This window comes from Sphingobacterium sp. InxBP1, from assembly GCF_026191775.1.
Taxonomy (GTDB): domain Bacteria; phylum Bacteroidota; class Bacteroidia; order Sphingobacteriales; family Sphingobacteriaceae; genus Sphingobacterium; species Sphingobacterium thalpophilum.
Genome location: NZ_JAINDX010000043.1, coordinates 64,206 through 90,028, shown reverse-complemented (window position 1 = coordinate 90,028; position 25,823 = coordinate 64,206). Strand labels below are relative to the sequence as shown.

The following is a 25,823-nucleotide window of genomic DNA, read 5'->3' as shown; positions in this document are numbered from 1 at the left end:
CAAGAGTGTATTGATTTACTCGTATTTTTGCTTGACTTTACAGGTTGTACTTTTGGAAAGACGGCCACAATGACAGTAAATATGATTAAAATATACCATTATCAACAATGTAGCAAGAGTTGTGCAGCGTTGGATTTTTTGCAAAAAAATGCGCAGGAGATGCAGGTACAGGAATATCTGCACGACACTCCCAGCAAAGCTGAACTGAAGGAAATTCTGGCTATGCTCGGTATGAAGCCCTTGGAATTGATCCGGAAAAACGAATCCCTATTCCGTGAACGATTCCAGCACCTTCAGCTGACCGACGATGAGTGGATCGAGGTGATGGTAAACAACCCCGTATTGATCGAAAGGCCCATTGTCATAAAAGATGGCAAAGCCGTGATAGGACGCCCATTGGAAAAGGTAGTCGAGCTTCTACGAGATTGGTAATGGTGCAATATTTGTTTGACCAAGAACATGAAACATGTACTGAATACATTTGTGGCATTGTTTGATTTAATCAGACTGTTTTCTTAAACGTGAAGTGGCTTCATTATAGTGCAAAGCCTGGACACTTAGCCTGCTTTTGGCTATTGTGGCAATAATCAGTTGAGTTTTCTTTTCAAATATAGAGCCGGATCCAGCAAATATGGGAGGCTATCACACCAATATATATCCGGTTGCCGGCAAGCAAACAATTATTTTCAGATTTACAGTATAAATGGGAACCATGGTGCCTACTGTACAAGGCATGGACCAGGATTGTGTAAACAAGCAATTAATCGTTAACATGATGTTTAAATTTTTTAGAGAACTATGGAGTAGTGCCAGAAAAGGGCTGGATGAAGCAAAAGAAGAGATGGCGCATAATGCTGTACTGGCAGCCCACGATAGTGCGAAAATAGTTGATCAGAAGCTATTAAAAACGGTTCCGTATGATGAGCAGTTTGGTACAGCATTAGGGGCTCCATTCAGGACTATTGTCTTCGGTGACTGGTTTACGGTATTTGGGAGTAAAAATGACGATGGCACATACCCTGTGCATCTCTATCAGTTTGGAGACTATCCTAAACAGCCAGAATATCAAAGTGAATTTTTGAAGTTATTGAAAAGGGATTTTGGAATAGAGGATGCCGGAAGCTGCCTTGCGGTTTTAGCCTTTTATTTTAACTTGCTGGATATACCTGTGTCTAGCACCGCACTGAAAAGCGCAAGCGAGCAAATCGGTCCTGCTATGTGGGATATTCGTAAGCCCGGAGCGGATGCATTGGCCATTGCTGTTGCCAGCCATCTGATCACAGCTGCAACTGACGCTGGACTTCTTTCGAAATCAGCGGCATTAACGATGTTGGAGAAGCTTTCAGATTGTGCAGGATTGCGCTTTAATAGCTGGGAAACATACTCCCAGTGTTTTCTGGAAGGTGAAAATAATGTGGGCCTGAATAACAAAATCGGAAGGTCTTATCTTAAAAGATATATTGGTTATTTAAGGGGCAAAGTTGGCAGCCCATGGAATAACGTTCGGTGGATTGAGCGCCCCATGTCGGGGTATAGGTAGCGTCCACCAGCAGGATATCCCGCTGTGATGTCTTCGTGGAAAGCAGACGAAATTGTACTCTCTAAAGAGGGTAATAGGCAGGTACCTATATTTTATCTCGAAGTGGGCAGTCCGGCATTCTGGGTCGGAAGCATCAATAGGAATCAGCTTGTGTACAGTAGTAAAAACTGCTTTTGATCCCGATTGTTCTAAAAAATAAACAGCTATGCATAAATTCCTGTCAATTATCGGGCTCATGACGCTATGCAGTGTTCAGAACGCCTGTCGGCCAACTGCGGATCGCAGAGGCACGCCTGAAGGTACTGGCTCACAAAACGGAGCAGAGAAAATTTATTTTGATAACGGGCAGCTTGTCAAACAGATGAAATTTAGTTCGGGACATACAGATACCCTCCATATCAACGTGCATGCCGCAGACTCTGTCCGTATCACAATCAAGACAGCATCTGATACAGCCAATATCCGAATCAGTCAGCTCTTTTGTCCCGATGGGTCAGTAGACGGCCCATATGGACGGGAACTCAAGTATCGGTTCAGAGATAGCGGTAGGTATTATATGACCGTCAACGAAAATAAAATGATCGGAAATACATACACTGGACCGTACACAGCGGAAATTGCAGTGATCAATCCCTGAATAGCCAATCCTATGTATTAGCGTACGCGATATTCCCAATGTAAGCAGGTCTATTGGGGATAAAATTGGTGGCTAATTTGTAGGTGATCAGATAAATCCATAGCTACGTTCATGCGGAGGCATGAACGTAGCTATGGATTAGGCTGCAGAAATGCTATTCCACATTTCCTTTATATTTTACTTCGCCATTAACATACAGATCAGCCTTGTTGGCATCATATTTATAGCTGTCTTTTTGGTAGATATTGTTGTCCGTTTTATCCATAATAATGGTATTCTTTGTATTATCGGGCAAGAAAAGCTCCACTTTGGATTGGTCATCATTAGCAACAACAAATGCACTGATGACCGCTTCCCCTTCTTTCATGTCCACAGGATTCAGCCGGAGCCCTACATTAAAGACCTGAATACAGCCCTGTTTGATTTGACTCCATGTCTGACCTGCGCCGACAAGACATCCATGCTCGTCCTTATCGCCGCCTATGCTGTGGGCATCCTCATTGGCTACGCTGTCCGTGTGATCGGAGGAACCTGATTTTTCTGCATTGTTACAAGCTGAGGTAAGAATCATCAGACTCAATGCCACTAGTGCTAATTTTTTCATTCGAAACGGTTTTTTATATGTTTTCTCAACACGTGCAATAAATATACCATACTTATGCTCCCGTAAATACTCGGCTCTGCATGTCGATAGGCGCATGGCATAGACCTGATTTAAGAGACTCAAGCTATTGCTATACTTGCCGGACGAAAATATTGTCATAGGGCAAGTGTTTTCAGCCTGCAGTTTTTTAATATTGTCCGTGAGTTTTTACCATCGCTCGTCGAGATAACCGCATTGCTGAGGTAAATACCTACTGAATATCATGGGATTATGGAGGAAGTAAATCTAAGTACTAAAAAACTTGTTTCGGTCGTTTTGGTGGAGCGGCCTATCGAGGAGGTTTGGGGGCACTGGGGTAAGCCCGAGTCTATCAGGCAATGGAACATTCCCTTTGATGACTGGCATTGTCCGCTGGTCATCAACGACCTTACGGAAGGCGGACTCTTCGATTTCAGAATGGAGCAACGGAATAATCACGAGGGCTTTAATTATCGGGGAATATATCATCGTATTATACCATTGGAATGTATCGAAAGTACAGGCAATGGCAGAAATTGCATTGTTGAGTTTCAGGCCATTGACGACAATACAATCGTACGAGAGACATTTGAGCCGGATACGATGGTGCCTTTTGATTTGCAACAAGCCTTTACTGATGCCGTCCTCATGAATTTTAAAAAATTTGTCGAAAAAACACAGCTATCTTTGGGAGCTGATCAATATTAAAACAAAAGTTATGCATGCATTACAGCCGAAGATGGGCTACGCGCCCATAAATGGAATAAAACTTTACTATGAGATATATGGAAATGGCAGGCCATTGGTACTTATCCATGGAGGTGGCTCTTCTGGTTTTTCTGATTTTGAGGAAACTGTAAGACGCTTGCAGGATCGCTATCAGCTGATTTTACCGGACATGCAAAATCATGGGAGATCAGCCCATAGAACAGTACCAGAAACATTCGAGCAGGACGTCATGGATATAATAAGTCTATTGGACCACTTGTCTATCGGGAAAGCTTCAATTTTTGGTTTCAGCAACGGAGCGACCACGGCATTGAAATTAGCTGCTCTGTTTCCGGACAAAGTCGATAAGCTGATTGCGGCTTCAGGCAATACTAAACGGGACGGACTGATAGACGGCTTCTTTGAGAGCATGGAATCGTCTACCATAGATGCTGTGCCTCAATTTTTGAAAGATAACTTTTTAAAGCTTAATCCAGATCCTGATAAATTTAAAAACATGTATGAAAAGGACAGCCAACGCATGATCCACTTTCAGGATTTTGAACAGGGGGTGCTGGCGGGAATACAGTGCCCAGTCTTTTTGTTGGGCGGGGACCAGGATGTGGTCACAACGCAGCATCTGGCGTCAATGCATCAAGAGATTCCCAATTGCCGGTTGATGATCCTACCTGCCAATCACGGGAATTATATGATGCGGGACTTCTTTGGTAATGTGGATGAAGTACTGATTGATTTTACCCTGGGACAAATTAAGGCCTTTTTAGATACTGAATGAGCGCACTGTTTGTCCAGCAGATCGTTGATCCGGAGCTGTTGTCCACGGCTAAATGAAAGATTCCGTTTTTAACGGCCCATTCTACGTTCGAGGCTCCTGATACGTTGCTTATTTTTGCCATCGACACGCGAAGCTACCGCCCAAATAGCAGCAGGTAACCATCCCAGAATAGTAAGCTGAAGAATCAGGCAGATTATTCCGCTCAAGATTTTACCACGTAAAAAGAACGATAACCATGGTAGCAGTACGGCGATTAAGATCATATGTATTGATTTATCATGTCTATTGGTGGATTTACACGTTAGCCTTTCGCTTAGGCTCTATGTCATCTCCAATACAAAAGTTAAAAATAATCCGAAATAAAACAAATGTAGAAAGGTCTCATGCAGGGACGTTTAAGTCGATATTGGATTTCCAGGAACCAAAACGTTAAGAAAACTTAAAATTTTTGGTTTCTGTCCATCTTTGAGATTTCTAAAATAGGAGTGGCATCAATGTTGATGTTTCCCTGTCGAATATTTTTTTAGATGCAGTTTACAATTAGCATAAATGACGGAACACATGGAAAACAACAAAAGCATTATTGAGATTTTGGATGACAGCTATAAGGGATATCTGGCAGAGGAAGGCAAATGGCTCAATGAAGGATTTAAAAACATTTTCGTGGATGGTGAACCCAACAGGGAAAACCTAAAAACCCCCATTTATCTCATGTTGCCAGAGGATATTCGCGAACATGTTGATAAGTTATTGGGTGTTTAATATTGAAGTCTGCCAATAGAATCTTCCGAATGTACTGTCTGGCATAATATATTAGGTGTATCGTATTGGCAGGCTTATCTGTGAATCCCAAGACTCGAAGACAGTTATTTTCCAACTATTTATCTTTTCTTGATTATTTTATAATAATTTATTCGCTGGACTACTTCATATCTTTAATCTGGATGATTAAGGGAAATGACTTGGAACTTACTTTTGTCCGTATAATCAAAAAGTAAGACAATGAAATACGAAATTAAAAAAGCAAGTCTTGACGATTTGGACGCGACAGCCGAACTATTTGATCTTTACCGGATTTTTTACCGCCAGGAACCGGATTTTGAAAAGGGTAAAGCCTTTTTAAAAGAAAGGTTTTTAAGGGATGAATCGCACGTTTTTCTGCTGTTTGTGGATGGTAAAGCAGTAGGGTTTGTACAGCTTTATAAATTATTCCATTACACCAGACTCAAATTACAGTGGCTGTTGAGCGATTTATTTGTGCATGCTGATTATCGGGGGAGAGGCCTTTCAGTCGCGCTTATTGACCGTAGCAAACAATGGTGTGCTGAAACAGGAGCATGCGGTCTTATGCTTGAAACCGAGAAAACAAATGATATTGGGAACAACCTGTACCCGCGTTGTGGCTTTGAATACGACAACATACATAATTATTATCATTGGTGGAACTCGTAAGGCGGAGAATTTGGGGTTAAGATCCTTAATGTCCGGGAGGGTAATCTTTGATTCAGTCCTGGACATTTTTTATTCCAACACATAAGAAATCGTTAAAACGGCCCCATCACGTTTAATAAACACAAGGTCCACGGATTGTAAATATTCCTATGGGTTTCTGGCAGCCAGCACAATATTGCATTTAATTTACAATTTGCCTAAGTTTGAAAAACTTTGGTCTTGCTACTAAGATCGAAAATGCAATGGCTATAAATACACATGAAATTAATTGACGCTACCTGTAAAAATATATTTGCCCTGCTATCAGGTTTTACCTTATTTATTTCTTGCCAATCTGAAGGACCAAAAATCATTGCATTGGAGCAGTTGGACAAGACGTTCAATGTTTCAGCATTTTATATCCCTAAGGTAAAAAAAACAGCGGAGATACTCGCCTTAGATGTCAAGAGCCTGGATAAAAGCGAGCTGAAAGAAGTATTTGAGACAGCGACATTCAAAAAGGATACACTGGCGTTTTTTGATACGCAAGGAAGTCTGCCCACCGCTTATTATTTAGAGTCGACGTCGAACTGGGAGACCAGAAATCGTAAACCGCACAAATATTTTGGTTACAGGTATACTACGGTATCATATCATGAAGATAAAGATACTTTAGCTGTACTTAATGGTGTTGCTTTTCCGGCAGTCAGCATGGCGGAGAGCGAGGATGGCCAATTTGCTTATTTACATGCTACAAAGTCTTCAAAGAATCAGACGGATTACGCAAAAATCCGTAGCTTTCTTCAAGAGCAATACAAGCCATTGCCGGTGACCGCAGATGTTAGTACCGGTATAAGTGGCTGGGAAAGCGAAGATTTTTATTATTTTCTGTCAAAAAAAGAGCGGAAAGAGGAGCAGATATTCTCTTTTGGTGAGGAAGCCGGGGAGGAGAATACCAGTGTAAATATTTCTGATATCCTTCTCGAGATTTACAGTAAAACATATATACAGCGCATGCGTGAAGAAAAAGCCTATCTGCGGGATTACATACCGGTGGTTCATTAGCAACTTATACAGCGCGTTCTGATGGTTTGTTTCATGCTTTGCTGAGCTCTGTTCTCTTGTTTAAATTTGTTATCTTAGCTGCTTGAGATATCAGGTTCGGTCAAACAAATTTTTATGACAAATTCGTCTGTTTCAACCCCTGTTTTTAAAGACAGCAAACCACACTATCCGGTATTGGATGGTCTCCGTGGAATCGCCGCAATCACCGTTGTGTGTTTTCATATCTTCGAAGCTTTTGCGAGCAGCCACTTGGATCAACGGATCAACCATGGCTACTTGGCGGTAGATTTTTTCTTTATACTTTCAGGCTTTGTTGTTGGTTATGCCTATGATGACCGATGGGACAGGATGACGACTAAGGATTTTATCCAGCGCAGACTTATACGTCTTCACCCTATGGTCATAGCGGGTGCGCTTATGGGTGCTGGGCTATTTTATTTCCAGGAATGTTCGGTATGGGACGTGACGCAGGTGACAGTTTCGTCACTTTTTATCGCTACGTTGTTGAATGCGCTGCTGCTTCCCGCACTTCCGGGTCAGGAAGTGCGGGGACTGGGGGAGATGTTTCCATTGAACGGCCCGAGCTGGTCCTTGCTTTTTGAATATATCGGCAATATCCTTTATGCTTTGGTTCTCCGGAGACTTTCCACAGGGCTACTCGGTGGTGTAGTCGCAATGGCCGCATGTGGATTGGCGATTTTCGCCGTATGGGGCCCATTAGGTGATATCTGTGCTGGCTTTTCACTGACATCAACTGAGTTTACCGCTGGATCGTTACGTTTTCTGTTTTCATTTTCTGCGGGCCTATTGTTGTCCCGAGTTTTTAAACCCTTCCGGTTTAAGGGCGCCTTCTGGACTTGTGGTCTTATTCTTGTCGCATTATTAGCCATTCCGCGTATCGGTGGAGCCGAGAACCTTTGGATGAACGGGCTGTACGATACTTTCTGCTGTGTCATGGTATTTCCATTGCTCGTTGTGCTGGGGGCCAGCGGAACTGCCAGCGATAGGCTGACGAACTGGTTATGCAAATTTCTTGGTGATATTTCATACCCGCTGTATATGGTACATTATCCTTTTATTTATGTCTATTATGCGTGGGTAAAGAATGAACAGCTTACTTTTGAACAGTCTCTTCCGGGAGCTGCCGCTGTGGTATTTGGGAGTATTGTGCTGGCCTATGGCTGCTTGAGATATTATGATATTCCTGTACGAAAATATTTAACCCAGCGTTTCCTGACATACAAACGTAAATAACAATACTGGCTACTATCCATATGAAACTACCCTTTCAGCCTTACCAGCAGATCTGGAAAGATCAATTTGAAGGCATCAAAAAACAATTAAGCGATGTTCTACAACCACTGAAACCACGTATTGAACATATTGGCAGTACAGCTGTAGAAGGACTTTCCGCAAAACCGATCATTGATATACAGCTTGGTCTGCGTAGTGAGGCTGATCTGAACCGTGTTCCCGAGCTGCTTCGCTTACCGCACGTGGTTTATTATCAGAAGTATAACAGAGATTGGCCGGGACGTCGCTTTTTTGTATTCCTGAAGCAGCCAGCCCTACAATTTGGTATTCCCACTGTGGTCGAGGTGGATGAGGAGATTCCGGAAATACTGCACGACCACGGTCTCCGGCTGGCACAGGTGCATGCATTTGTAAAAGGTACCGCAGATTGGGTTCGGCATATTGCCTTTCGTGATTATTTAAAAGCACATCCGGAAATACGGTCAGCTTATCAAAAGCTGAAAGAACAGCTAGTCCAGCAGGACTGGAAAAATGGAAATGATTATAATAAAGAAAAGGACCAGTTTCTAAAGACACAACAACAACTTGCATTGGCCTGGTATGGCGATGAGCTGAACCGAAACGGGCGCATGGAGAAAGTGAAATGAATAAAAACCTTAAAGAAATCGCAAAAGAAATTGCAGGTACGAGAGTGCTGAACGATTTTATTGAATATGGAGGAGTCGCAGCGGCCATAGAAACCGTTGCGGGAAATGTTTATACGGGTATCAGCATAGATACCGCCTGTTCTATGGGATTTTGTGCAGAGCATGCTGCAGTTGCCGAAATGCTAAAACATCATGAGTCTGTGATCAGGGCAATTGTAGCTGTCGACAGTGCTGGCAATCCTGTACCGCCATGTGGCCGTTGCAGGGAATTGATCAGCCAATTGTCCAGGCAAAACCTAGAGGCTGTGGTAGAAGTCAAAAAAGGGGTATTTAAGAAGCTAGAAGAATTGTTGCCTTTTGACTGGAAAGAAGATCAGAAGCGAAATTGGTAAAGTTATAATGCTGGAGAAGGAGAGGTATTGCACGAACCCTTGGGCAGATATGATCAGTATCGCCTATAGTGACAGGTCAGGAAACTGGCTCAACATAATTCTTCTTTAGTAAGGCAAAGATTTCGCCATCGACGAAACGTCCTTTTTCAAAGAAATAATCACGCAGAACTCCTTCGGAGGTCAGGTTCATTTTTTCCAGCAGCCTACGGGAGGCGAGATTATCAGGATCAATAAAGGCTTCGATGCGATTCAGTCTACAGTTATCAAATCCAAAAGAAATGATCGCACAAATTGCTTCGGTCATGATTCCTTGCTGCCAAAAATCAGGGTGAAGTTCATAGCCGATTTCTGCACGAAAATGCTCGGCGGAAAAGTTATGAAAGCCGCAGGTACCGACCAGTTGTTGCGGATCGGTCTTTAAGCAGATGGCCCATCGAATAGCTGTCCCCTTTTCGAAATTTTGCTGCCAGTTGCTGATCAGTGTATACGCTTCTTCAATAGACTCGAACGTAGGTAAGTCATAGTATACAGTCACCTCGTCTTTTGAAAAATAAGCAAATAACGACTCAGCGTCACTATCCAGAATCTGACGTAAATAGAGTCGGCTCGTTGTTAAAATAGGAAAAGTATCTGCGATCATGGTGTGAAATTAATCTTTTTTGCAATAAGTCGAAAAAATATATGAATTTTCGACATTTTTTGTATGTTTGTCGAGTAATGACAGTGCAGCAAGAAAATATCCGGGAAGAAATTATTCTTTCATCGATGAAAGTCTTCGAGACTTACGGTTATACGCGCGTTTCGATGCAAGATATTTCAAAAGCATGTGGTAAGGGACGTAGTACATTGTACTATTACTTTGACAGTAAGATGGCTGTTTTCGATGCAATAGCGATGTATTTATGCCGAGAGGTATTTACCATGGCGAAAGCGAGTTATAATAGAAACGCCTCTTTGGAGCACAACCTGACGGGGTTCCTAAGAGCGAAACTGAGACAGATCAATTTGATTACTAAACGTTTCCATCTGGCGTTTGAGGACCTCAAATCTGATCCCGCACTACTGCTTTCTAAGACACGGTATATGCTGGATGAAGAGATTGCTCTGGTTCGTGAAATGATCGAAGTGGCGATAAGCAAAAAGGAGATTCAGTCTTTAGAGAAAAAAGATGTTTTGTTTCTTTCGGAAATGCTTGTCACAACGTCTCGTTGTTTTGAACAGGAAGTTATCCTTTTTGACCGGTTTCCAGATTTCGAAACAAGGCTCGCCTGGTTAACAAGTATCTGTGTGAAAGGCTTGTGCTGACCGAATGAACGGAGTTTCGGAGAGGGAATTCTTTTCAATATAAACGAAAATCGCGTTTTTTTTTGCGTGAATATTCGACATAAATACAAAATTTGTCCAGATGATGAATCGGCTATTCAGATTATTCAATTTCTTTCGATAAAAAAATGATGCGTCTCATAAAAGCAAAAGAAATATAATGGGAAAAAATGTAAAAATTGGCTATATGAACGGGGAGAATGGTGCATCACGTGACTTGTTCGTCCTGATGGATACGGATGAAGTTATCGATTCATTATCTTCTGACTTGCTTGAAATAACCGTTGAACGATATATTCTAATTCATGACCAAGTGGAGAGATTGGATGAGTTGGCGCTTGCACTGGAAAATGCAGGCAAAGAGGTATTACTTGCTCGCAACATTAACGAGTTAAATGTCAGAGGTATTGGGGTAGATCAGTTGGAACAAATGGTGATTAAAATTTTGAAATAACCCTGTTGCTGGATGCACGTGAGTTTTTACTTTTTGTCAGGATCATAACCGTTTGGCGTTTTCAATCCTGAATACCTACCAGCAATGAGGCCTTGCACTCCAATTGGTTCAAGTCGAAGTCGTATGAAGCTATCGGCTGTTAACCTTAGCCGTGTAGGGTTGCCATTTGTCGTAATGTAGCCATTGGATGGCAACGAAACCGAAAAGTCGTCTAATATTTGAATTTTATAGGGTGGTAGCAAACTTTTTATGTCGTTAAAGGTTATTCTAACTTGTAATCGGATGGACAATAGCCAGTTTGACAATAAAATAGTTTAACACAATTCATCTATCTTTTTTTGATATGAGGACATTTTCAATATGCGCTTTGAGACAGTGGCTTCCACAGCAGGTCTAAACAGACCAAAGCAGATACAGGATATCAGCCAGGCCTACGCGCGGTTGTTGAAGAGTGATATGAACTACCGTTTTGTCATTGACAGGCAGATTTGAAAAACTAAGTAACAGAAAGAGAGCTGGCCACAGAGCGAGCGTATAATTGATGGAAAAAGCTACGAGAGTTGTTGTGTTTTGGTTCCGGAGGGATCTCCGTATGGAAGACAATAAGGGGTTGTCGCGAGCCTTGGCCACGGGGCTGCCTGTGTTGCCTATTTTTATTTTTGACACCAATATTTTGGAGCGGCTTGCCAGTAAGACCGACCGGCGCGTAGATTATATCCATCAGGCACTGGAGGGCATCAACCGAAAGTTACAAAAATACGGTGCCAGGTTAAATGTCTTCAGGGGTGATCCGCTAACCGTGTTTGGCACCTTAGCGACGCATTATGATCTGCAGGAAGTCTATTGTAACCGCGACTATGAACCCGAGGCTATTCAAAGAGACCGGGAAATTTTCGAGTTCCTGAAAGCTTCCGGTGTTCCGTTTAGAGGCGTAAAAGATCAGGTCATCTTTGATAGAAACGAGCTTGTGAAAAATGACGGTACACCCTATACGATCTATACGCCTTATGCCAAAAAATGGCGGGAAGAATTAGAACGGCATACTTATCAGCCGTCATCTGGCCTAGTGGGTCATTTTCTTCAGCAGGAGCATATCCCTTTGATGCCCCTAGAGCAGCTGGGATTTAAAAAGACGGATTTGCTATTTCGTCTTCCGCGTTTAGATGCTGAAATTATAGCGAACTACGACAGATATAGAGACTTTCCGGCATTGTCGGCAACGACAAATTTGGGCATGGCACTCCGCTTCGGTACGATCAGTATCCGTCAATGTGTGGCCTTTGCGTTGGAAAAAAATGAAGTTTGGCTTTCAGAGCTTATCTGGCGTGAATTTTTTATGCAAATAATGTATCATTATCCACATGTCGTCAAGGAGTCGTTCAGAAAGAAATATGATGATATTCAATGGCGTAACCATGAGGAGGAATTTGACCGATGGTGCGAAGGACAGACCGGATACCCCTTGGTTGATGCAGGCATGCGACAGTTGAACAAGACGGGGTTTATGCATAACCGCGTTCGGATGATAGCGGCCAGCTTCCTCTGCAAACATCTGTTGATTGACTGGCGCTGGGGCGAAGCCTATTTTGCCGAAAAATTGAACGATTATGATTTGGCCGCCAATAACGGGAACTGGCAGTGGGCGGCAGGAAGCGGATGTGATGCGGCACCCTATTTTAGGGTTTTTAATCCAATACTTCAGGCAGAAAAATATGATAAAAATAGGGTGTATATCTCCCGCTGGATTCCCGAGCTCGTGTCGGGTCGATACCCGGGGGCCATGGTCGACCACGCATTTGCACGGGACCGTGCACTAAAAGCGTATGCTGCTGCTTTGGGAAAAACCAATACATAAGACACTGTCTCGTCCAGCCCCATAATGTTCGTTTATTCATCTGGGGCTGGAAGGCTTGGTTAATTCGCCAGAAAATCTGCTACAAAGGAATCGAAGGCCTGTGGATTTTCTGCTTGCACCCAATGACCAGCATTCGGTACCGTTTCGAATCTGACATTTGGAAACTGTCTTTTGATGTCGTCTTTATCCTCGGGGAGAATATAGCGGGACTTTTCTCCTGCGAGAAATAAAGTAGGCCCGGGGAATAGACCAGACTTTATGCCGACAGTAATAAAATCGGCGTATTTTTTTTGCAAAATATCCAAATTAAACCGCCAGCCTAATGTCCGGTCTTCTTTTATGTAGACGTTTTTGAGCAGGAACTGAATGACACCTGGATCCTGAAGGTACTGTTCCAGTTTGTCCTGGACATCCTTTCTATTGTCTACCTTGTTAAAATCCACGGCGCATAAGGCGTTGAAGATATCTCCGTGATGCGGCGGATATGCTTTAGGCGCAATATCGGCAATAATTAATCTTTCTACTTGGGCAGGATGATCAAAAGCAAACTGCATGGCGATCTTACCACCCAGTGAATGCCCCAGCAAGACTACTTTTTGTGCACCTATGGACAGAATGTAATTTAGGAGATCCTCTGCCATAACCTCAATGGACATATCATCGCTATGGAAGCTGCGTCCATGGTTGCGAAGATCCAATAGATGTACCTGTCTTTTTTCGCCAAAACTGCGGCCAAAAGACCCCCAGTTATCTGCCATGCCAAAGAGACCATGCAGCACGAGAAGTGGGGTGCCGCCATTTTCCGCTCCATATATTTTACTATGAATAAGTTCTCCCAATGTCGTAAATGATTTAAGTCAGTAATAACCTTTACAGGCGATTGTGGCTACTAAGTTAGCTGTTATAAGGGACTTTTTTAATCTATTTGGTGTAAAACATGTGTGTGTGCCGTAAATTTTCCAATTTTTATGTCCATATGATTTTGGTCACTTTTTTGTTCGAGTATCGGTTGTATCTTTGTAGTATCATCGCAGCGGCTAATTTGCTGCTTGAAGATCAGGCGCAACAAGATATATTATTTGGGGGTTTTCTCGGAAGAGAGGCCCCCCTAATATTTTGGTGGTCATTTGTAAAGTTTATTTGCCGTTGCTTTTGCTTCCGTTTGTTTAATGTCAAATTGTAAAGGAAGACGATTCTATGATTTTTAACCTGTTGGTATCCTTTATTTTTGACGATTTCATAATCATATTAAGCTAAATGTATACTGATGAAGAAAAGGGATTATGTCATTTCCCTCACTATGGAGGATATGATAGGCGATTCATTATTTCCGCTTCGTAGCAAAGAATATATGGTCCTTGACGTAAATGGGGAGACCATGCATATCCAACGTGGTTGTTACTACCGCGCATCCTTTTTTGGAATCATATTAATCGAAGAAGGTACTTCTTACTATCGGGTGGGGGACTATGAGTACCAGCTCCAGAAAGGGGATATTCTTTTCTGTGTCCCACAGGAGATCTTTAAAGTTATTTACTTTTCTGCGGATGTTAGACAAAAGCAGATTTTTTTCTCCATCGATATGTTGTCTGACGCTGGGTTCAATTACCGTTCAAATGAGATCTTAAAGAATTTTTCGAGCCATCCATCATATATCATCCGCGACGAGCCGGCGCTTTATCATCGTCTTGCTTTCTATATGAAGGAGCTAGGCAGTCTCAATGATTTAAAAAATATTGTCTACTATGGCAGCGAGATGATATGGCATTTCTTTTCGTTGCTCATGTATGATATTGAAAACTATTCCAAACAGCTTCGCCTGCAGACCAACTTTTCTCCACGTGAGGAAGAGATTACCAGTGCTTTCTTCGCGTTGGTACGTGAGCACTTTGCGGCACATCATGACGTACAGTTTTACGCGGACCGTTTGTACGTTAGTAGAAAATATTTAACGAAAGTGGTAAAAAAAGCAATGTCGCGTACTCCAAAGGAGATTATTAACCAAATTTTACTGATCGAAGCGAAAATCCTGCTGAAGCGTTCGGCCAGCAATGTGAGTCAGGTCGCTTGTACCCTGAATTTTTCGGACCAGACGGTCTTCAGCAAGTTTTTTAAAAAACACACCAATCGGAAGCCAAGCGACTATAAAATGGACGATTTTTTCTAAGCGATTTGGTCATGCGGACTATGCAGAATCCAATAGCGTTTATACGGCTGGAGTTTTTCCAGCTGGAGCTGCGCGATTTTCTTTTTAGCGTCTTTTGGACAAATTTTAGCGTCTTTGTACCGAGTTCTCACATCGGTTTTTTTGGACTTTTGCTACACATAAAAACAATAAGCAAAAATCCATATGAAGCAAAATGCCATAAAAAAGAAAGCTACAAACCTGTTTATCGCCTTGGCACTGCTCTCCGGCTGTCGGGGGAAGCAACAAGAAGGTTATCAGCAGGGACCTGCGGAAGTGCTTTTTGGTACCGTGACCACAGGAAATGCGGCTGTACAGCATGAGTACGCCAGTGCGATCGAAGGCGTTTCTACGATCGAAATACGACCACAGGTGACAGGTTATCTGCAAAGAATATTTGTTGACGAAGGGGATTACGTACAGGCTGGACAAGCGTTATTCCAAATTGAAGACCGTATTTTTCAGGAACAGTTGACCAATGCCAAAGCGCTGCTGGCAACAGCCGAATCCAATTTATTGACTGCGAAAATAGAATTGGACAGGAAAACAGCATTGGTCAGCAACAAAATTGTTTCAGATATACAGTTACAGGAAGCACAAGCCCGCTACGCGGCGGCCAAGGCTTCGGTGGCGCAGGCTAGGTCAGCAATTGCATCGGCCAAAATCAATCTGGATTTTTCGATAATCAAGTCGCCCGTTAACGGCTATGTTGGTCGGTTCAGATACCGATTGGGAAGTTTACTGTCTCCAGCCAATCAAGAAGCAATGACCGTTATCTCCGATATTCATCAGGTATACGCCTATTTTAGTTTAAGCGAGGCTGATTTTGTGCGGTTTCAGCGGCAACATGCCGGGAATACTGTTGCGGAAAAGCTAAGGAATGCAGCACCGGTGAGCCTATTGCTTGCGGATGGCGAAGAATATCCTATTAAAGGATATATCGACGCGGTCGAGGGGCAGTTCAATAAAAGTACAGGTTCCATTACCTTCCGCGCACGATTTGACAATCCCAAGTCGGAGCTTCGCAGTGGAAATACAGGCAAAATTGTCATGCATCAGCAGCTTAAAGACATTCCTTTGTTGCCCATTGCGTCTACTGTTTCACATCAGGACAAGGTGTTTGCTTATTGCGTGGACAAGGATAATAAAGTGGTACAGATACCTGTTTCTGTTTCGGGAAAGTCTGGGGATCATTTTATTGTGCGGGACGGTCTAAAGCAGGGCGACCGTTATATCGCCCAAGGCTTTGAACGCCTGCAACCGGGGATGGAAGTAACCGCACAGAAGCAAATTAACAACCAAAAATAAGTATTGATTTCATGTTAAAAACGATCATAAAACGACCAGTGTTGGCCACTGTTATCTCTGTTCTGCTGGTCATTCTTGGATTGGTGGGCATGGTCAGCCTGCCCATCACCAAATTTCCCGATATTGCGCCTCCAACCGTGATGGTGACCGCGATTTATCCCGGAGCTAATGCCGAGACCATCGCAAGATCTGTTGCGCCGCCATTGGAAAATGCGATAAATGGGGTCGAAAATATGGACTATATCTCATCAACGGCGAGCAATGATGGAACCTTAAATATTACAGTGATCTTTAAGCTGGGAACCGACCCTGACCAGGCTGCGATCAATGTTCAGAACCGCGTTGCCCAGGTGACCAATCAGCTTCCTGCTGAAGTTATCCAGAGCGGTATCACAACGCTGAAACGACAGAACAGCATGATCGCAATGGTCACGTTGACCAGTAAGAACGGTGAACTAGACGATCTATTTTTAGAGAACTACAGTAAAATCAACGTGGTTCCCGAGCTCAAACGAATCAAAGGGGTCGGAGATGCCATGGTATATGGTAACAAAGATTACGCAATGCGCGTGTGGTTGGATCCGAATAAGTTAACGGTTTACAACCTGACACCCCACGATGTATCACGTGCTATCCAGTCCCAGAACCTCGAAGTCGCTCCGGGCCGATTCGGAGAACAGAGCGCAGAAGTAAAAGAATACGTGATGCGCTACAAGGGAAAGTTTACAGAGCCACAGCAATATGAAAATATTGTCATCAAGGCGCAGAATGATGGTTCGCTACTTCGGCTGAAGGATGTCGCCAAAGTGGAATTTGCAGCATACAGCTATACCGTAGTCTCAAGTTACAACAAGAAGCCAGCAGTTACCATGGCAATTTTCCAAATGAGCGGTTCCAATGCCAATGAGGTACAGATCGCGCTGCAGCAGCGGATGGAAGAACTTGCCAGGTCTTTTCCCGGCACAATGGAATATAAAATTCCCTATGCTACCAAGGAATCGCTGGACCAGTCCATTGATCAGGTCATCAAGACACTGATCGAGGCTTTTATTTTGGTGTTTATCGTGGTATTTATCTTTTTGCAGGATTTCCGTTCGACACTGATTCCCGCTATTGCCGTACCCGTATCTATTGTGGGAACGTTTTTCTTCATGAAGGTATTTGGTTTCTCGATTAATATCCTAACACTTTTTGCCCTCGTACTGGCGATCGGTATCGTCGTGGACGATGCTATAGTTGTGGTGGAGGCCGTACATGCTAAGATGGAACGCCGAAGGTTAAATGCCAGAGCGGCGACGATGTCGGCGATGGGGGAAATTTCCGGAGCTATCGTTTCAATTACGCTGGTCATGTCGGCGGTCTTTGTTCCTGTTGCTTTTATGGAGGGTTCTACTGGACTATTCTATCAGCAATTTGCGCTGACACTAGCTATCGCCATTGTGATCTCGGCCGTGAATGCTCTTACCTTAAGTCCGGCTTTATGCGCATTATTGTTAAAACCACATCAGGATCACCAGCATAGCCCTTATAAATCGAATCTCAAAGAGCGTTTTTTCGCTGGCTTCAATGCTGCTTTTGATAAGCTGACCTTTCGGTACGGCAAGGCGACATTGTTGTTGATCAAGCGCAAGTGGATTGCATTTTCATTATTGGCCCTTTTTGGTGGTTTGTTTGCCTGGTATGGTATGCATACCCCCAAGGGATTTATTCCCGATGAGGATCAGTCATTTATAATTATCACGGCAAATCTCGCCGCCGGTACCTCTAAAGACCGGACCACCTCACTGATGTCGGATACAGAAAACAAGCTGATGGCACATCCAGCAGTACGCGAAGTAATGGCGGTAAATGGCTTAAGCCTTTTTACGGGTGCGATGTCTTCTGCTGCAGGAACCTTTTTTATCCGTCTGAAAGCCGGAAAAGACCGGGGTGAGGTCCGTGAGCTTCCCATCATTATGGGGCAATTGCAAGCTATGCTTGCCAGTGATAAACGGGCTAATTTTTTGGTTTTAAACACGCCAACTGTTGATGGATTTGGAAATTCGAGTGGTATGGAGCTGGTGTTGCAGGATAGAACAAATGCTGAGCTGCAAAAATTGGGCAACATTTCCTATGGTATGATGGGAGCATTGATGCAGAGACCAGAAATTGCAGTGGCCTTCACCACATTCGATGTCACCTATCCGCAGTATGAAGTTAAAGTAGACGAGGCGAAAGCAGCGCAGTTTGGCGTAGCTGTGAGTGAGGTTCTCGGTGTTATGCAGGGCTACTATGGCAGCATTCAGGCATCGGACTTTAACCGGTTCGGCAAGTATTACAGGGTTCTGGTACAAGCCAGTCCTGAGAACCGGACCAACGAACAGTCGCTGCAGGGCGTCTTTGTGAAGAATGGTCGCCAGGAGATGATACCGATCAGCAGCCTCGTCAGCATACAGCCGGTTACAGGACCTGAGGTGGTTGAGCGTTTTAATCTGTTTAACGCTTCCAATCTCACTGTTATGCCTGCTCCGGGGTACAGCACAGGGCAGGCGATGTCTGCGATTCAGGAGGTTGCGGGACAGGTTCTTCCTCCTGGCTATACCTTTGATTATAAAGGAATGAGCCGGGAAGAAAGTATGGCAACATCGCAGACAACTCTCATTTTTGTGCTCTGTATTGTTTTTGTGTATTTTTTGCTTTCTGCTCAATACGAAAGCTACATTTTACCTTTTGCTGTTCTGCTTTCGATTCCGATGGGTCTTTCGGGGGTGTTTATGGGGATCGGCATGGCCGGAATAGCCAATAATATCTATGTACAGATTGCTATGGTCATGCTCATTGGTCTATTGGCTAAAAATGGTATCCTTATCGTCGAATTTGCCAGCCAGCGACGGAAAGCAGGAAAAAGCTTGATTGCCGCTGCCGTAGAAGGAGCAAAGGCCAGGTTGCGGCCTATTTTAATGACTTCGCTGGCATTTATTACCGGCATTGTTCCACTTGTTTTTGTCGTCGGTCCTTCGGCGATGGGCAACCATTCCATTGGCTATGCGGCTATATTCGGCATGCTCGTAGGAACGATATTAGGGGTATTTTTGACACCGGTACTCTTTGTCGTATTCCAATATTTTCATGAAAAGCTAAATGGACAAAAATGCGATGAAACCGAGTGGGAGTATGAACTATAAAGAATATTGGACAATGAGACAAATAAGAAAAAATAGCAGGTGTTATCTAGGTGTACTTGCCATCCTGTTTTCCCTGCAGGCATGCCGTGTACCACAATATGCAGAAACGGAGCTTAAACCGCTGGAACACTACCGCAATCAGGTTGGCGTGGCCGAGGTGGACAGTAGTATTGCAAAGGTCTCGTATCGTGATTTTTTTAAAGATGAGTTGCTTGTCGCCTTACTGGACAGCGCGCTGGCCAAGAATAATGATCTCAGGATTGCATTGAAGCAGATTGAGTTTGCTGCGCAGGGTTATCAGCAGGCGAAATGGCTTCAAGTGCCGGTCATTCATGCGAACCTCGCTAATGCAAGCATCAATCGGCCATCAGACAATAGTATGAATGGAATGATGGCAAGTCAGTTTATGGGGCAGAAATATACTACGGATTACACCTCCTCCATCCAGCTTTCATGGGAGGCAGATATCTGGGGTAAACTGCGGGCGCAAAAACAGGAGGCACTTGCAGACTTTCTTAAAACACAAGAGGCTGCCCGCGCAATAAAAACACGGTTGGTAGCGGAAGTAGTTCGTGGTTATTATAACCTGCTGTTATTAGATAGGCAATTGGAAATTACGCGCAGCAACCTACGGCTGGCCGATAGTACATTTTTTATTTTGAACAAGCAGGTGGAACTGGGCTTGGGGAACATCCTGTCGGCACAGCAACAGGAAGTCGCGCGTGATCAGATCAACAAACAGATACCGGTCATCGAAGCGAATATTCAGGTACAGGAAAATGCGCTTAGCATCTTGGTTGGGGAAGTGCCGGGGCCTATCCGGCGGACTACAAGGTTGGAAAAGGTGCAGTTTCCGATCGGACTATCTGCTGGTATCCCAGCGAACTTATTAAGTTACCGGCCCGATCTCCGCAGCTGTGAGCTGGATATCCGGCGGAGCGTGGCTAGTATACATGTGGCCCGTTCGAGCATGTATCCCAGTTTAAATATTACGGCTCAAGGAGGCTTAAATGCATTCAAGGCGAGCAACTGGTTTAATTTCCCAGGAGCTTTATTTGCTGCAGCAACAGGCACTTTGGTGCAACCGATTTTGAACGGAAGGCGGTTAAAAACGCAGCTTGAACAGTCTAGAATCATAAAAGATCAGGCAGAGCTAAATTTCAAGCAGACAATGTTAAAAGCAGTTGGTGAAGTTTCAGATGCGCTGGTTCAGCTGGATAAGCTGGACGAGCAGCTGGAAACTTCCGATCTACAGGTCGAACGTTCGATCAAAGTGGTCCAACATGCGCTTCTGCTCTATAAATTCAATGAGGCAAGCTATCTGGAAGTACTTGTGGCGCAGGCCAACAAACTACAAGCGGAGCTCGACCAAGCAGCGATAAAGTCTCAGAAAATACATGCTATAACATCACTCTATCGTGCCCTTGGTGGAGGATGGCTCTAATCGTTTTATTTTTTAAGGGCGAATAACCCCCGTTCCCACAGTGGAACGGGCATTTTTTCAAAAACAGGCATTGGGGCGGATGGTTTGTCGTAGATGTGACACGCTGCCTCCACCCAGAGTGTCCCAAATTACGGTCGACATGAAAGTAGTAAATACAATGATTATGATCAACCCGAGTTTCAATCGCAAAGAGACCGAGGAGATGGTGTCCGAAGGCAGGGCGGACCAATTTATCCTTATTGATGCAGATCTGGATTTTGCCGACCATCTGGCTCAGATACTTGAAAGCCGGAGACGAAAGGTGAAGATATTACGACGGCTGGAAGGGTTGGAGGGACTGTTTCTCAGCTATAAGCAATTTCAGTACAAGGTTGTTGTCAAATGCTATGGAGCAAGTGAACAATCAGGTTTATAGTCTATATTTTTTGTCAGTTATGATTCGTTATGTACAACTATTTGCGGTAGGCAAAGCCGTTCTTTCGCGAAGAAAGGAACTTGAAACCTATATTTTTTTACTGGTACCGGGAGTGATATCAATCTCATTCGACCTGAATGACAAATTATTCACAATGGCGGTACAGTCGAGCAAAAGGATTGATGAACTGGTGCTGCGGCTTGTCGAACAAAAGCAGTTAAAAATAAAGCTTATCGATTTGATGGAAAACAAGGTTGGCGAATGAAAAGCTACTTCTTAATCGAAGATGCCATTCTCCGCTGTTAAGATAAGGGGGGCTCCATCGGTAATCATGATCGTATGTTCATGCTGTGCCATGTAGCCACCTTTGTCACCCACCATCGTCCACCCATCATTTAGTTCTGTCGCATAAGTGGAGGCAGTTGAAATAAAAGTTTCAATAGCTACTATTGTATTTTTTCGAAATCGCCTTTGGTCAAATCTATTTTTATAATTGAGCAGCTCATCCGGATCTTCGTGAAGGCTTCTTCCGATGCCGTGGCCGCCAAGGTTTTTTATGACTTTATACCCTCTTTTTTTGGCCTCGCTTTCCATCAGCTGTCCAATATCTGCGATTTTGACACCACCGCGAATGTTTTTGATGGCTTTTTGTAATATTTCTTTTGATGCATGTACTAATTTTTGGTGCTGGTGAATATCGCGTCCCAGGACAAAAGAAGCCCCATTATCAGCCCAAAATCCGTTAAGTTCGGCCGATACATCGATATTAATGAGATCGCCTTCTGCCAACAGGCGTTCTTGTTTCGGTATGCCATGACAGAATTCGTTGTCCACGCTGATACAGGTCCATCCCGGAAAATTGTATGTGAGGGCAGGAGCAGATCTTGCACCAAACTCCGCCAATATCGAGGCGCCATATTCATCCAGTTCTTTGGTTGACATACCCACCTTAGCATAATCACACATAGCTTTTAACGTTGTTGCAACAGCTTGACTTGCCTTTTGCATCCCAGTCAGTTCGTTTTCGTTGGTAATGGACATCGTTTTTTACTCATTAATATTAAACAAAGATCTAAAAAAAATAGATAATCTGCACAAAAATGGAAAAGACGATCGATATTGATGTTTAGACATTGATATTTTGTTATATTTAACTGCCCTAAGCTTACTGCAGAGAGGGGAACAAACTACTATGTCCTAGCGGCGGACATTAAGCACGGAGGATATAGCAAACGCATGTAAATTATAGATATGGCACTACTTGAAACATTAGAATGGCGCTATGCGACCAAAAAGTACGATCCGACCAAAAAGGTAGACCAAAAGGACGTAGATAAGATTATTGAAGCAGCGCGTATGGCTCCGAGTTCTTCGGGATTACAGCCTTTTCGTGTGATACTGATCACCGATCAGCAGTTAAAGGAACAGATTGTACCGATCGCCTGGGGGCAGCAGAATATTGCTGAAAGCTCGCATCTTTTGGTATTTGCTGCATGGGATAAATATACCGATGAGCGGATAGATACGACGTTTGATCAGATGAATGCCTACAGGGGACTTCCGCTGGACACGACCGATGACTATAAGAATAGGCTAAAGGCGATGTTTGCGGCGCTTACGGAAGAGCAGCAGGCTGCACATGCGGCTAAGCAAGCTTATATTTCCTTTGGAATGGCCATTGCTCAGGCAGCTGAACTGAAAATAGACGCTACGCCCATGGAAGGGTTTTCGAATGCTGAATTAGACCATTTTTTGGGGTTGGACACGATAGGCTTAAAAAGTGTTGTTCTTTTACCTTTGGGGTATCGTCAGGCCGAGGAAGACTGGCTGTTGAAACTGAAAAAATTCAGATTGCCGAAACATGAGTTCCTGATTGAATTGCCTTAATGGTCTCAATAACAATGTAAATATGCTGGGCTGATACCATCTTCTTGTTGATAGATGAGAATCAACGAATTCCAGCTGCAGAATGTATTTCAGAAACGGGATTGTAACAGAAGCTCTGTGCAAAATGAAAAGAAAATAGGGACAGCTCCATTTGTCTGAGCTGTCCCTATAAATTCTGCATGTGTTATTAGAACTGATAGGCGATACTGCCAAGAATATTTCTGGGCATCTGCGGGTTGACGGTCGTCCAGCCTTTAAAGTAAGTCTGGTTCGTCAGGTTATTGCCTTTTATGGCGAACTCTACCTGTTTATAACGATAGGAGAGACTTGTATTTACGAGTAAGTAAGCAGGTAGCGTAAATACACCCGTAGGTACGCTGTTTGTAATCAGGTTTTTACTAGCGTAGTTTAGGCCAGCACCTATTCCAAATCCTTTCAGCGCCCCTCTTTGAACTGTATAATTGGCCCACACGTTTGAAAGGTGTTTCGGCCCCGCTTCCGTAGGCCGTAAGTTATTGACGCTTTCTGCAGCCTTTGTGGTCTTGCTGTTGTTGAAACTATAACTAAAAATCAGATTCATTCCTTCTATGGGAGCGGCGGTCAGGTCGAAATCTATTCCGCGGCTCAGTCTGGTCCCATCTTGTACAGTGATATTGTAAGATTCGCCATCAATGATCTGGGTTTCTGTACGAAGCATATTATCAACTGTAATATCGTAATAGCTCGCTGTCAGGCCAAGCTTGTCGTTGAGGAGGCTTAATTTCACCCCTGCTTCCCATTGTGATGCCTGTTGAGGCTTGAAATCTCCGGAAATGTCCGGATGTGGCTGAACTACAGGCGCTACATTTTTGAAGCCATTCTGATAATTGGCAAAGAAAGAAACTTTGTCCTTGAGCAATTCGTATACTACACCTGCACGGGGGGAAAATGCGGTCTGATGATAAGCTCCAGTTGTGGTGTTCTGATCAAAATTATAAGTTCCTCGATTGTCGAAATAGTCCATTCGCAAGGCCAGGTTCAGATGCAATTGCGGCATCAGGTCCAATACATCGGACACATAAGCTCCTACAACTTGGTTACGGCTTCTGTTGTTTGTTTTGGCACCTGTGGAAGCGGCAATGGCAGCGTCGATGTTTGCGGCATTGAATCTCGAATATCTCGGATCATCAAAGGATGTGTTGAGCTGATCAAACAGAATGTATGGTGAGTTGTGACTCTCTGCCTGCTGGAAAAGATAATCAACACCCACGAGCAATCTGTTTCGGAGATCTCCGATATGAAAATCACCAACAAAATTCTGTTGCGCATTGAAATTACTGGCTGTATAATTCTGGTCTGCCACATATCGGTTAATCAAAGTATCATTGCTTGGCTGCAGGTACATGACATATTGGAAATAACCATCGGCCTTACGTCGATTGTAGTTAACTGTTGTCGTCGATGTCCACTGCTCGTTGAATCGATACGTTGCATTGCCCCGAATGTTTGTAGTCGGGTTTTTGAAGGTCACGTCATTATTGGTATAAGACTTGTTGAAATCGAACGACAATTCATCAGGCGTTCGGGCAAATAATTGTCTCGAGCGGTTTAAAAATACCATTAACGGATTGGTGGCTTTATTCTGAAACAGTTCGGCATCCAATTGGATATCAAGTCTTTCGTTGGCTCTGAAAAGGATGGATGGTGCTACGAAAATAGATCTGTTGAATCCTGCATCCTGGTAGTTTCCTACATTGGAGAATGCAGTATTGATGCGTCCCAAGAGTTTTTTGTTGGTCGTCAGCGGGCCGTATATATCCGCGGTAAAGCGATGCTGCGCGTAGCTGCCGAACAAGTAATTGAGCCGGCCTCCGACGGTGTCAAGCGGCTTTTTCGTGATGTTGTTGATTAAGCCTCCAAAACCTACTGCAGCGCCACCATATAGCGTTCCCGAGGGGCCTTTGATTACCTCAATGGTTTCGAGGTTGGCAGGATCGGGGCTTGTGCTGGCGATGCCGACAACGCCATTGACCATTGCAGCCTGCGTACTAAATCCTCGTAAAGTATAATAAGAGACGCCATCTCCAGGCCTTCCAGTTGAGGCCCACAGTTTGTCAACCCCTGAAACATTAGCGAGCGCATCGTCGTAGTTCGTATTAAGCTGACTTTTTAACAGCTCTTTAGTGATAACCGTGTAAGATTGTGAATTTTCGAGGTTATTGAGCGGCATTTTTGAAACATAAAGACTCTGTTTGCGTGTATACTTGTTGACGCCGTTGCCGTTGATAACGATTTCTTCTAATGTAGTCTGATCTTCATTGAGGTAGATATCCGCAATTCTATTTTTGCTGGCTTCGATTTGGATATCCCTTACCACAGGCTGTAACCCGACAGCTGATATTTCAAGTCGCGCCGCACCGGCCTGCAATGATTTGAACTGAAATGAGCCATTGGATTTGGTGATCACTGTGATATCCTGCGGGAGCAATTTAACGGTTATTCCTGTAATGGGTTTGCCGTCTGAAGAGAAAATTTTACCGTAAACTTCCGCTGAGTGCTGCACTTGGGCGAGGAGAGAGGCCGGAATGAACAAGAAAAGGTAGATGATAAATTTATTCATTTGACAGTAGTCTTAATTAGATTAATTATAAACAACGCAAAGGTATTGTTCCCTGGATATTTTTCAAAGTAATATTTGGATTATTTTATAATCGAGG

Annotated in this window: 28 protein-coding genes; 22 read left to right on the top strand and 6 right to left on the bottom strand. The window is 43.7% G+C overall.

What is annotated here, in order from left to right:
* Positions 1-81: 81 nt before the first annotated feature.
* The 3 genes from arsC to K7A41_RS09895 all read left to right on the top strand — a co-directional run bounded on the left by arsC (position 82) and on the right by K7A41_RS09895 (position 2,177).
* The gene (gene arsC, locus K7A41_RS09905) at positions 82-432 is read left to right on the top strand and encodes an arsenate reductase (glutaredoxin) (protein WP_265713606.1); all 351 of its coding nucleotides are present in this window, start codon (positions 82-84) and stop codon (positions 430-432) included.
* Between the two features lie 340 nt (positions 433-772).
* On the top strand, positions 773-1,540 hold the full coding sequence (locus K7A41_RS09900; RefSeq protein WP_265713605.1) for a DUF1266 domain-containing protein: 768 nt from the start codon (positions 773-775) through the stop codon (positions 1,538-1,540).
* 205 nt (positions 1,541-1,745) lie between these two features.
* Positions 1,746-2,177, top strand: coding sequence for a hypothetical protein (locus K7A41_RS09895; protein WP_265713604.1), 432 nt, complete (start codon positions 1,746-1,748; stop codon positions 2,175-2,177).
* Positions 2,178-2,331: 154 nt separating this feature from the next.
* Here K7A41_RS09895 and K7A41_RS09890 read toward each other — a convergent pair whose 3' ends face one another.
* On the bottom strand, positions 2,332-2,781 hold the full coding sequence (locus K7A41_RS09890; protein WP_028068365.1) for a hypothetical protein: 450 nt from the start codon (positions 2,779-2,781) through the stop codon (positions 2,332-2,334).
* 270 nt (positions 2,782-3,051) lie between these two features.
* Here K7A41_RS09890 and K7A41_RS09885 point away from each other — a divergent pair, with 270 nt between their 5' ends.
* The gene (locus tag K7A41_RS09885; RefSeq protein ID WP_051606450.1) at positions 3,052-3,507 is read left to right on the top strand and encodes an SRPBCC domain-containing protein; all 456 of its coding nucleotides are present in this window, start codon (positions 3,052-3,054) and stop codon (positions 3,505-3,507) included.
* 10 nt (positions 3,508-3,517) lie between these two features.
* Positions 3,518-4,303 carry an alpha/beta fold hydrolase gene (locus K7A41_RS09880; protein ID WP_265713603.1) on the top strand — a complete coding sequence of 262 codons (786 nt, stop codon included), beginning with the start codon at positions 3,518-3,520 and terminating at the stop codon, positions 4,301-4,303.
* 68 nt (positions 4,304-4,371) lie between these two features.
* On the opposite strand, the gene K7A41_RS09875 is transcribed toward K7A41_RS09880, so the two are convergent.
* On the bottom strand, positions 4,372-4,566 hold the full coding sequence (locus tag K7A41_RS09875) for a YqaE/Pmp3 family membrane protein (RefSeq protein WP_028068362.1): 195 nt from the start codon (positions 4,564-4,566) through the stop codon (positions 4,372-4,374).
* A 298-nt stretch (positions 4,567-4,864) separates the two neighbouring features.
* On the opposite strand from K7A41_RS09875, the gene K7A41_RS09870 reads away from it, so the two are divergent.
* The 6 genes from K7A41_RS09870 (at position 4,865) to K7A41_RS09845 (ending at position 9,092) form a co-directional block, all read left to right on the top strand.
* Positions 4,865-5,065, top strand: coding sequence for a hypothetical protein (locus tag K7A41_RS09870; protein WP_265713601.1), 201 nt, complete (start codon positions 4,865-4,867; stop codon positions 5,063-5,065).
* 240 nt (positions 5,066-5,305) lie between these two features.
* Positions 5,306-5,755 carry a GNAT family N-acetyltransferase gene (locus tag K7A41_RS09865; protein ID WP_028068360.1) on the top strand — a complete coding sequence of 150 codons (450 nt, stop codon included), beginning with the start codon at positions 5,306-5,308 and terminating at the stop codon, positions 5,753-5,755.
* Between the two features lie 258 nt (positions 5,756-6,013).
* Entirely contained in the window at positions 6,014-6,799 is a 786-nt protein-coding gene (locus K7A41_RS09860; protein ID WP_265713600.1) for a hypothetical protein, read from the top strand.
* A 114-nt stretch (positions 6,800-6,913) separates the two neighbouring features.
* Entirely contained in the window at positions 6,914-8,053 is a 1,140-nt protein-coding gene (locus K7A41_RS09855) for an acyltransferase family protein (protein WP_265713599.1), read from the top strand.
* 20 nt (positions 8,054-8,073) lie between these two features.
* Positions 8,074-8,700 (top strand): GrpB family protein, encoded by a 627-nt coding sequence (locus tag K7A41_RS09850; RefSeq protein WP_265713598.1) that lies wholly within the window; start codon positions 8,074-8,076, stop codon positions 8,698-8,700.
* The gene (locus tag K7A41_RS09845) at positions 8,697-9,092 is read left to right on the top strand and encodes a cytidine deaminase family protein (protein ID WP_265713596.1); all 396 of its coding nucleotides are present in this window, start codon (positions 8,697-8,699) and stop codon (positions 9,090-9,092) included. The genes K7A41_RS09850 and K7A41_RS09845 overlap by 4 nt, the downstream gene beginning before the upstream one ends.
* A gap of 76 nt (positions 9,093-9,168) precedes the next feature.
* On the opposite strand, the gene K7A41_RS09840 is transcribed toward K7A41_RS09845, so the two are convergent.
* Entirely contained in the window at positions 9,169-9,732 is a 564-nt protein-coding gene (locus tag K7A41_RS09840; RefSeq protein WP_028068355.1) for a GNAT family N-acetyltransferase, read from the bottom strand.
* A gap of 77 nt (positions 9,733-9,809) precedes the next feature.
* On the opposite strand from K7A41_RS09840, the gene K7A41_RS09835 reads away from it, so the two are divergent.
* The 4 genes from K7A41_RS09835 (at position 9,810) to K7A41_RS09820 (ending at position 12,724) form a co-directional block, all read left to right on the top strand.
* A complete protein-coding gene (locus K7A41_RS09835; protein WP_265713595.1) occupies positions 9,810-10,397 on the top strand; it encodes a TetR/AcrR family transcriptional regulator in 588 nt (195 codons plus the stop codon).
* Between the two features lie 178 nt (positions 10,398-10,575).
* A complete protein-coding gene (locus K7A41_RS09830) occupies positions 10,576-10,869 on the top strand; it encodes a hypothetical protein (RefSeq protein WP_138097052.1) in 294 nt (97 codons plus the stop codon).
* Positions 10,870-11,229: 360 nt separating this feature from the next.
* Positions 11,230-11,361 (top strand): hypothetical protein, encoded by a 132-nt coding sequence (locus K7A41_RS09825; protein ID WP_265713594.1) that lies wholly within the window; start codon positions 11,230-11,232, stop codon positions 11,359-11,361.
* A 49-nt stretch (positions 11,362-11,410) separates the two neighbouring features.
* Positions 11,411-12,724, top strand: coding sequence for a cryptochrome/photolyase family protein (locus K7A41_RS09820; RefSeq protein ID WP_265713592.1), 1,314 nt, complete (start codon positions 11,411-11,413; stop codon positions 12,722-12,724).
* A 59-nt stretch (positions 12,725-12,783) separates the two neighbouring features.
* Here K7A41_RS09820 and K7A41_RS09815 read toward each other — a convergent pair whose 3' ends face one another.
* Positions 12,784-13,563, bottom strand: a complete 780-nt coding sequence (locus K7A41_RS09815) for an alpha/beta fold hydrolase (protein WP_265713591.1) — start codon at positions 13,561-13,563, stop codon at positions 12,784-12,786.
* Between the two features lie 428 nt (positions 13,564-13,991).
* Here K7A41_RS09815 and K7A41_RS09810 point away from each other — a divergent pair, with 428 nt between their 5' ends.
* The 6 genes from K7A41_RS09810 to K7A41_RS09785 all read left to right on the top strand — a co-directional run bounded on the left by K7A41_RS09810 (position 13,992) and on the right by K7A41_RS09785 (position 21,505).
* The gene (locus K7A41_RS09810) at positions 13,992-14,891 is read left to right on the top strand and encodes an AraC family transcriptional regulator (RefSeq protein ID WP_265713590.1); all 900 of its coding nucleotides are present in this window, start codon (positions 13,992-13,994) and stop codon (positions 14,889-14,891) included.
* Positions 14,892-15,074: 183 nt separating this feature from the next.
* On the top strand, positions 15,075-16,217 hold the full coding sequence (locus K7A41_RS09805; protein ID WP_028068349.1) for an efflux RND transporter periplasmic adaptor subunit: 1,143 nt from the start codon (positions 15,075-15,077) through the stop codon (positions 16,215-16,217).
* An 11-nt stretch (positions 16,218-16,228) separates the two neighbouring features.
* Positions 16,229-19,381, top strand: coding sequence for an efflux RND transporter permease subunit (locus tag K7A41_RS09800; protein WP_028068348.1), 3,153 nt, complete (start codon positions 16,229-16,231; stop codon positions 19,379-19,381).
* 13 nt (positions 19,382-19,394) lie between these two features.
* A complete protein-coding gene (locus tag K7A41_RS09795) occupies positions 19,395-20,825 on the top strand; it encodes a TolC family protein (RefSeq protein ID WP_265713589.1) in 1,431 nt (476 codons plus the stop codon).
* Between the two features lie 139 nt (positions 20,826-20,964).
* Complete coding sequence (locus tag K7A41_RS09790) at positions 20,965-21,240, top strand: hypothetical protein (protein ID WP_028068346.1); 276 nt, start codon at positions 20,965-20,967, stop codon at positions 21,238-21,240.
* A 19-nt stretch (positions 21,241-21,259) separates the two neighbouring features.
* A complete protein-coding gene (locus K7A41_RS09785; protein ID WP_028068345.1) occupies positions 21,260-21,505 on the top strand; it encodes a hypothetical protein in 246 nt (81 codons plus the stop codon).
* Positions 21,506-21,516: 11 nt separating this feature from the next.
* Here the strand turns inward: K7A41_RS09785 and map are convergent, their stop codons facing one another.
* Positions 21,517-22,281, bottom strand: coding sequence for a type I methionyl aminopeptidase (gene map / locus K7A41_RS09780; RefSeq protein ID WP_265713588.1), 765 nt, complete (start codon positions 22,279-22,281; stop codon positions 21,517-21,519).
* A 210-nt stretch (positions 22,282-22,491) separates the two neighbouring features.
* Here map and K7A41_RS09775 point away from each other — a divergent pair, with 210 nt between their 5' ends.
* Entirely contained in the window at positions 22,492-23,127 is a 636-nt protein-coding gene (locus tag K7A41_RS09775) for an NAD(P)H-dependent oxidoreductase (protein WP_028068343.1), read from the top strand.
* A gap of 187 nt (positions 23,128-23,314) precedes the next feature.
* Here K7A41_RS09775 and K7A41_RS09770 read toward each other — a convergent pair whose 3' ends face one another.
* Positions 23,315-25,726, bottom strand: coding sequence for a TonB-dependent receptor (locus tag K7A41_RS09770; protein ID WP_265713586.1), 2,412 nt, complete (start codon positions 25,724-25,726; stop codon positions 23,315-23,317).
* Between the last annotated feature and the right edge of the window lie 97 nt (positions 25,727-25,823).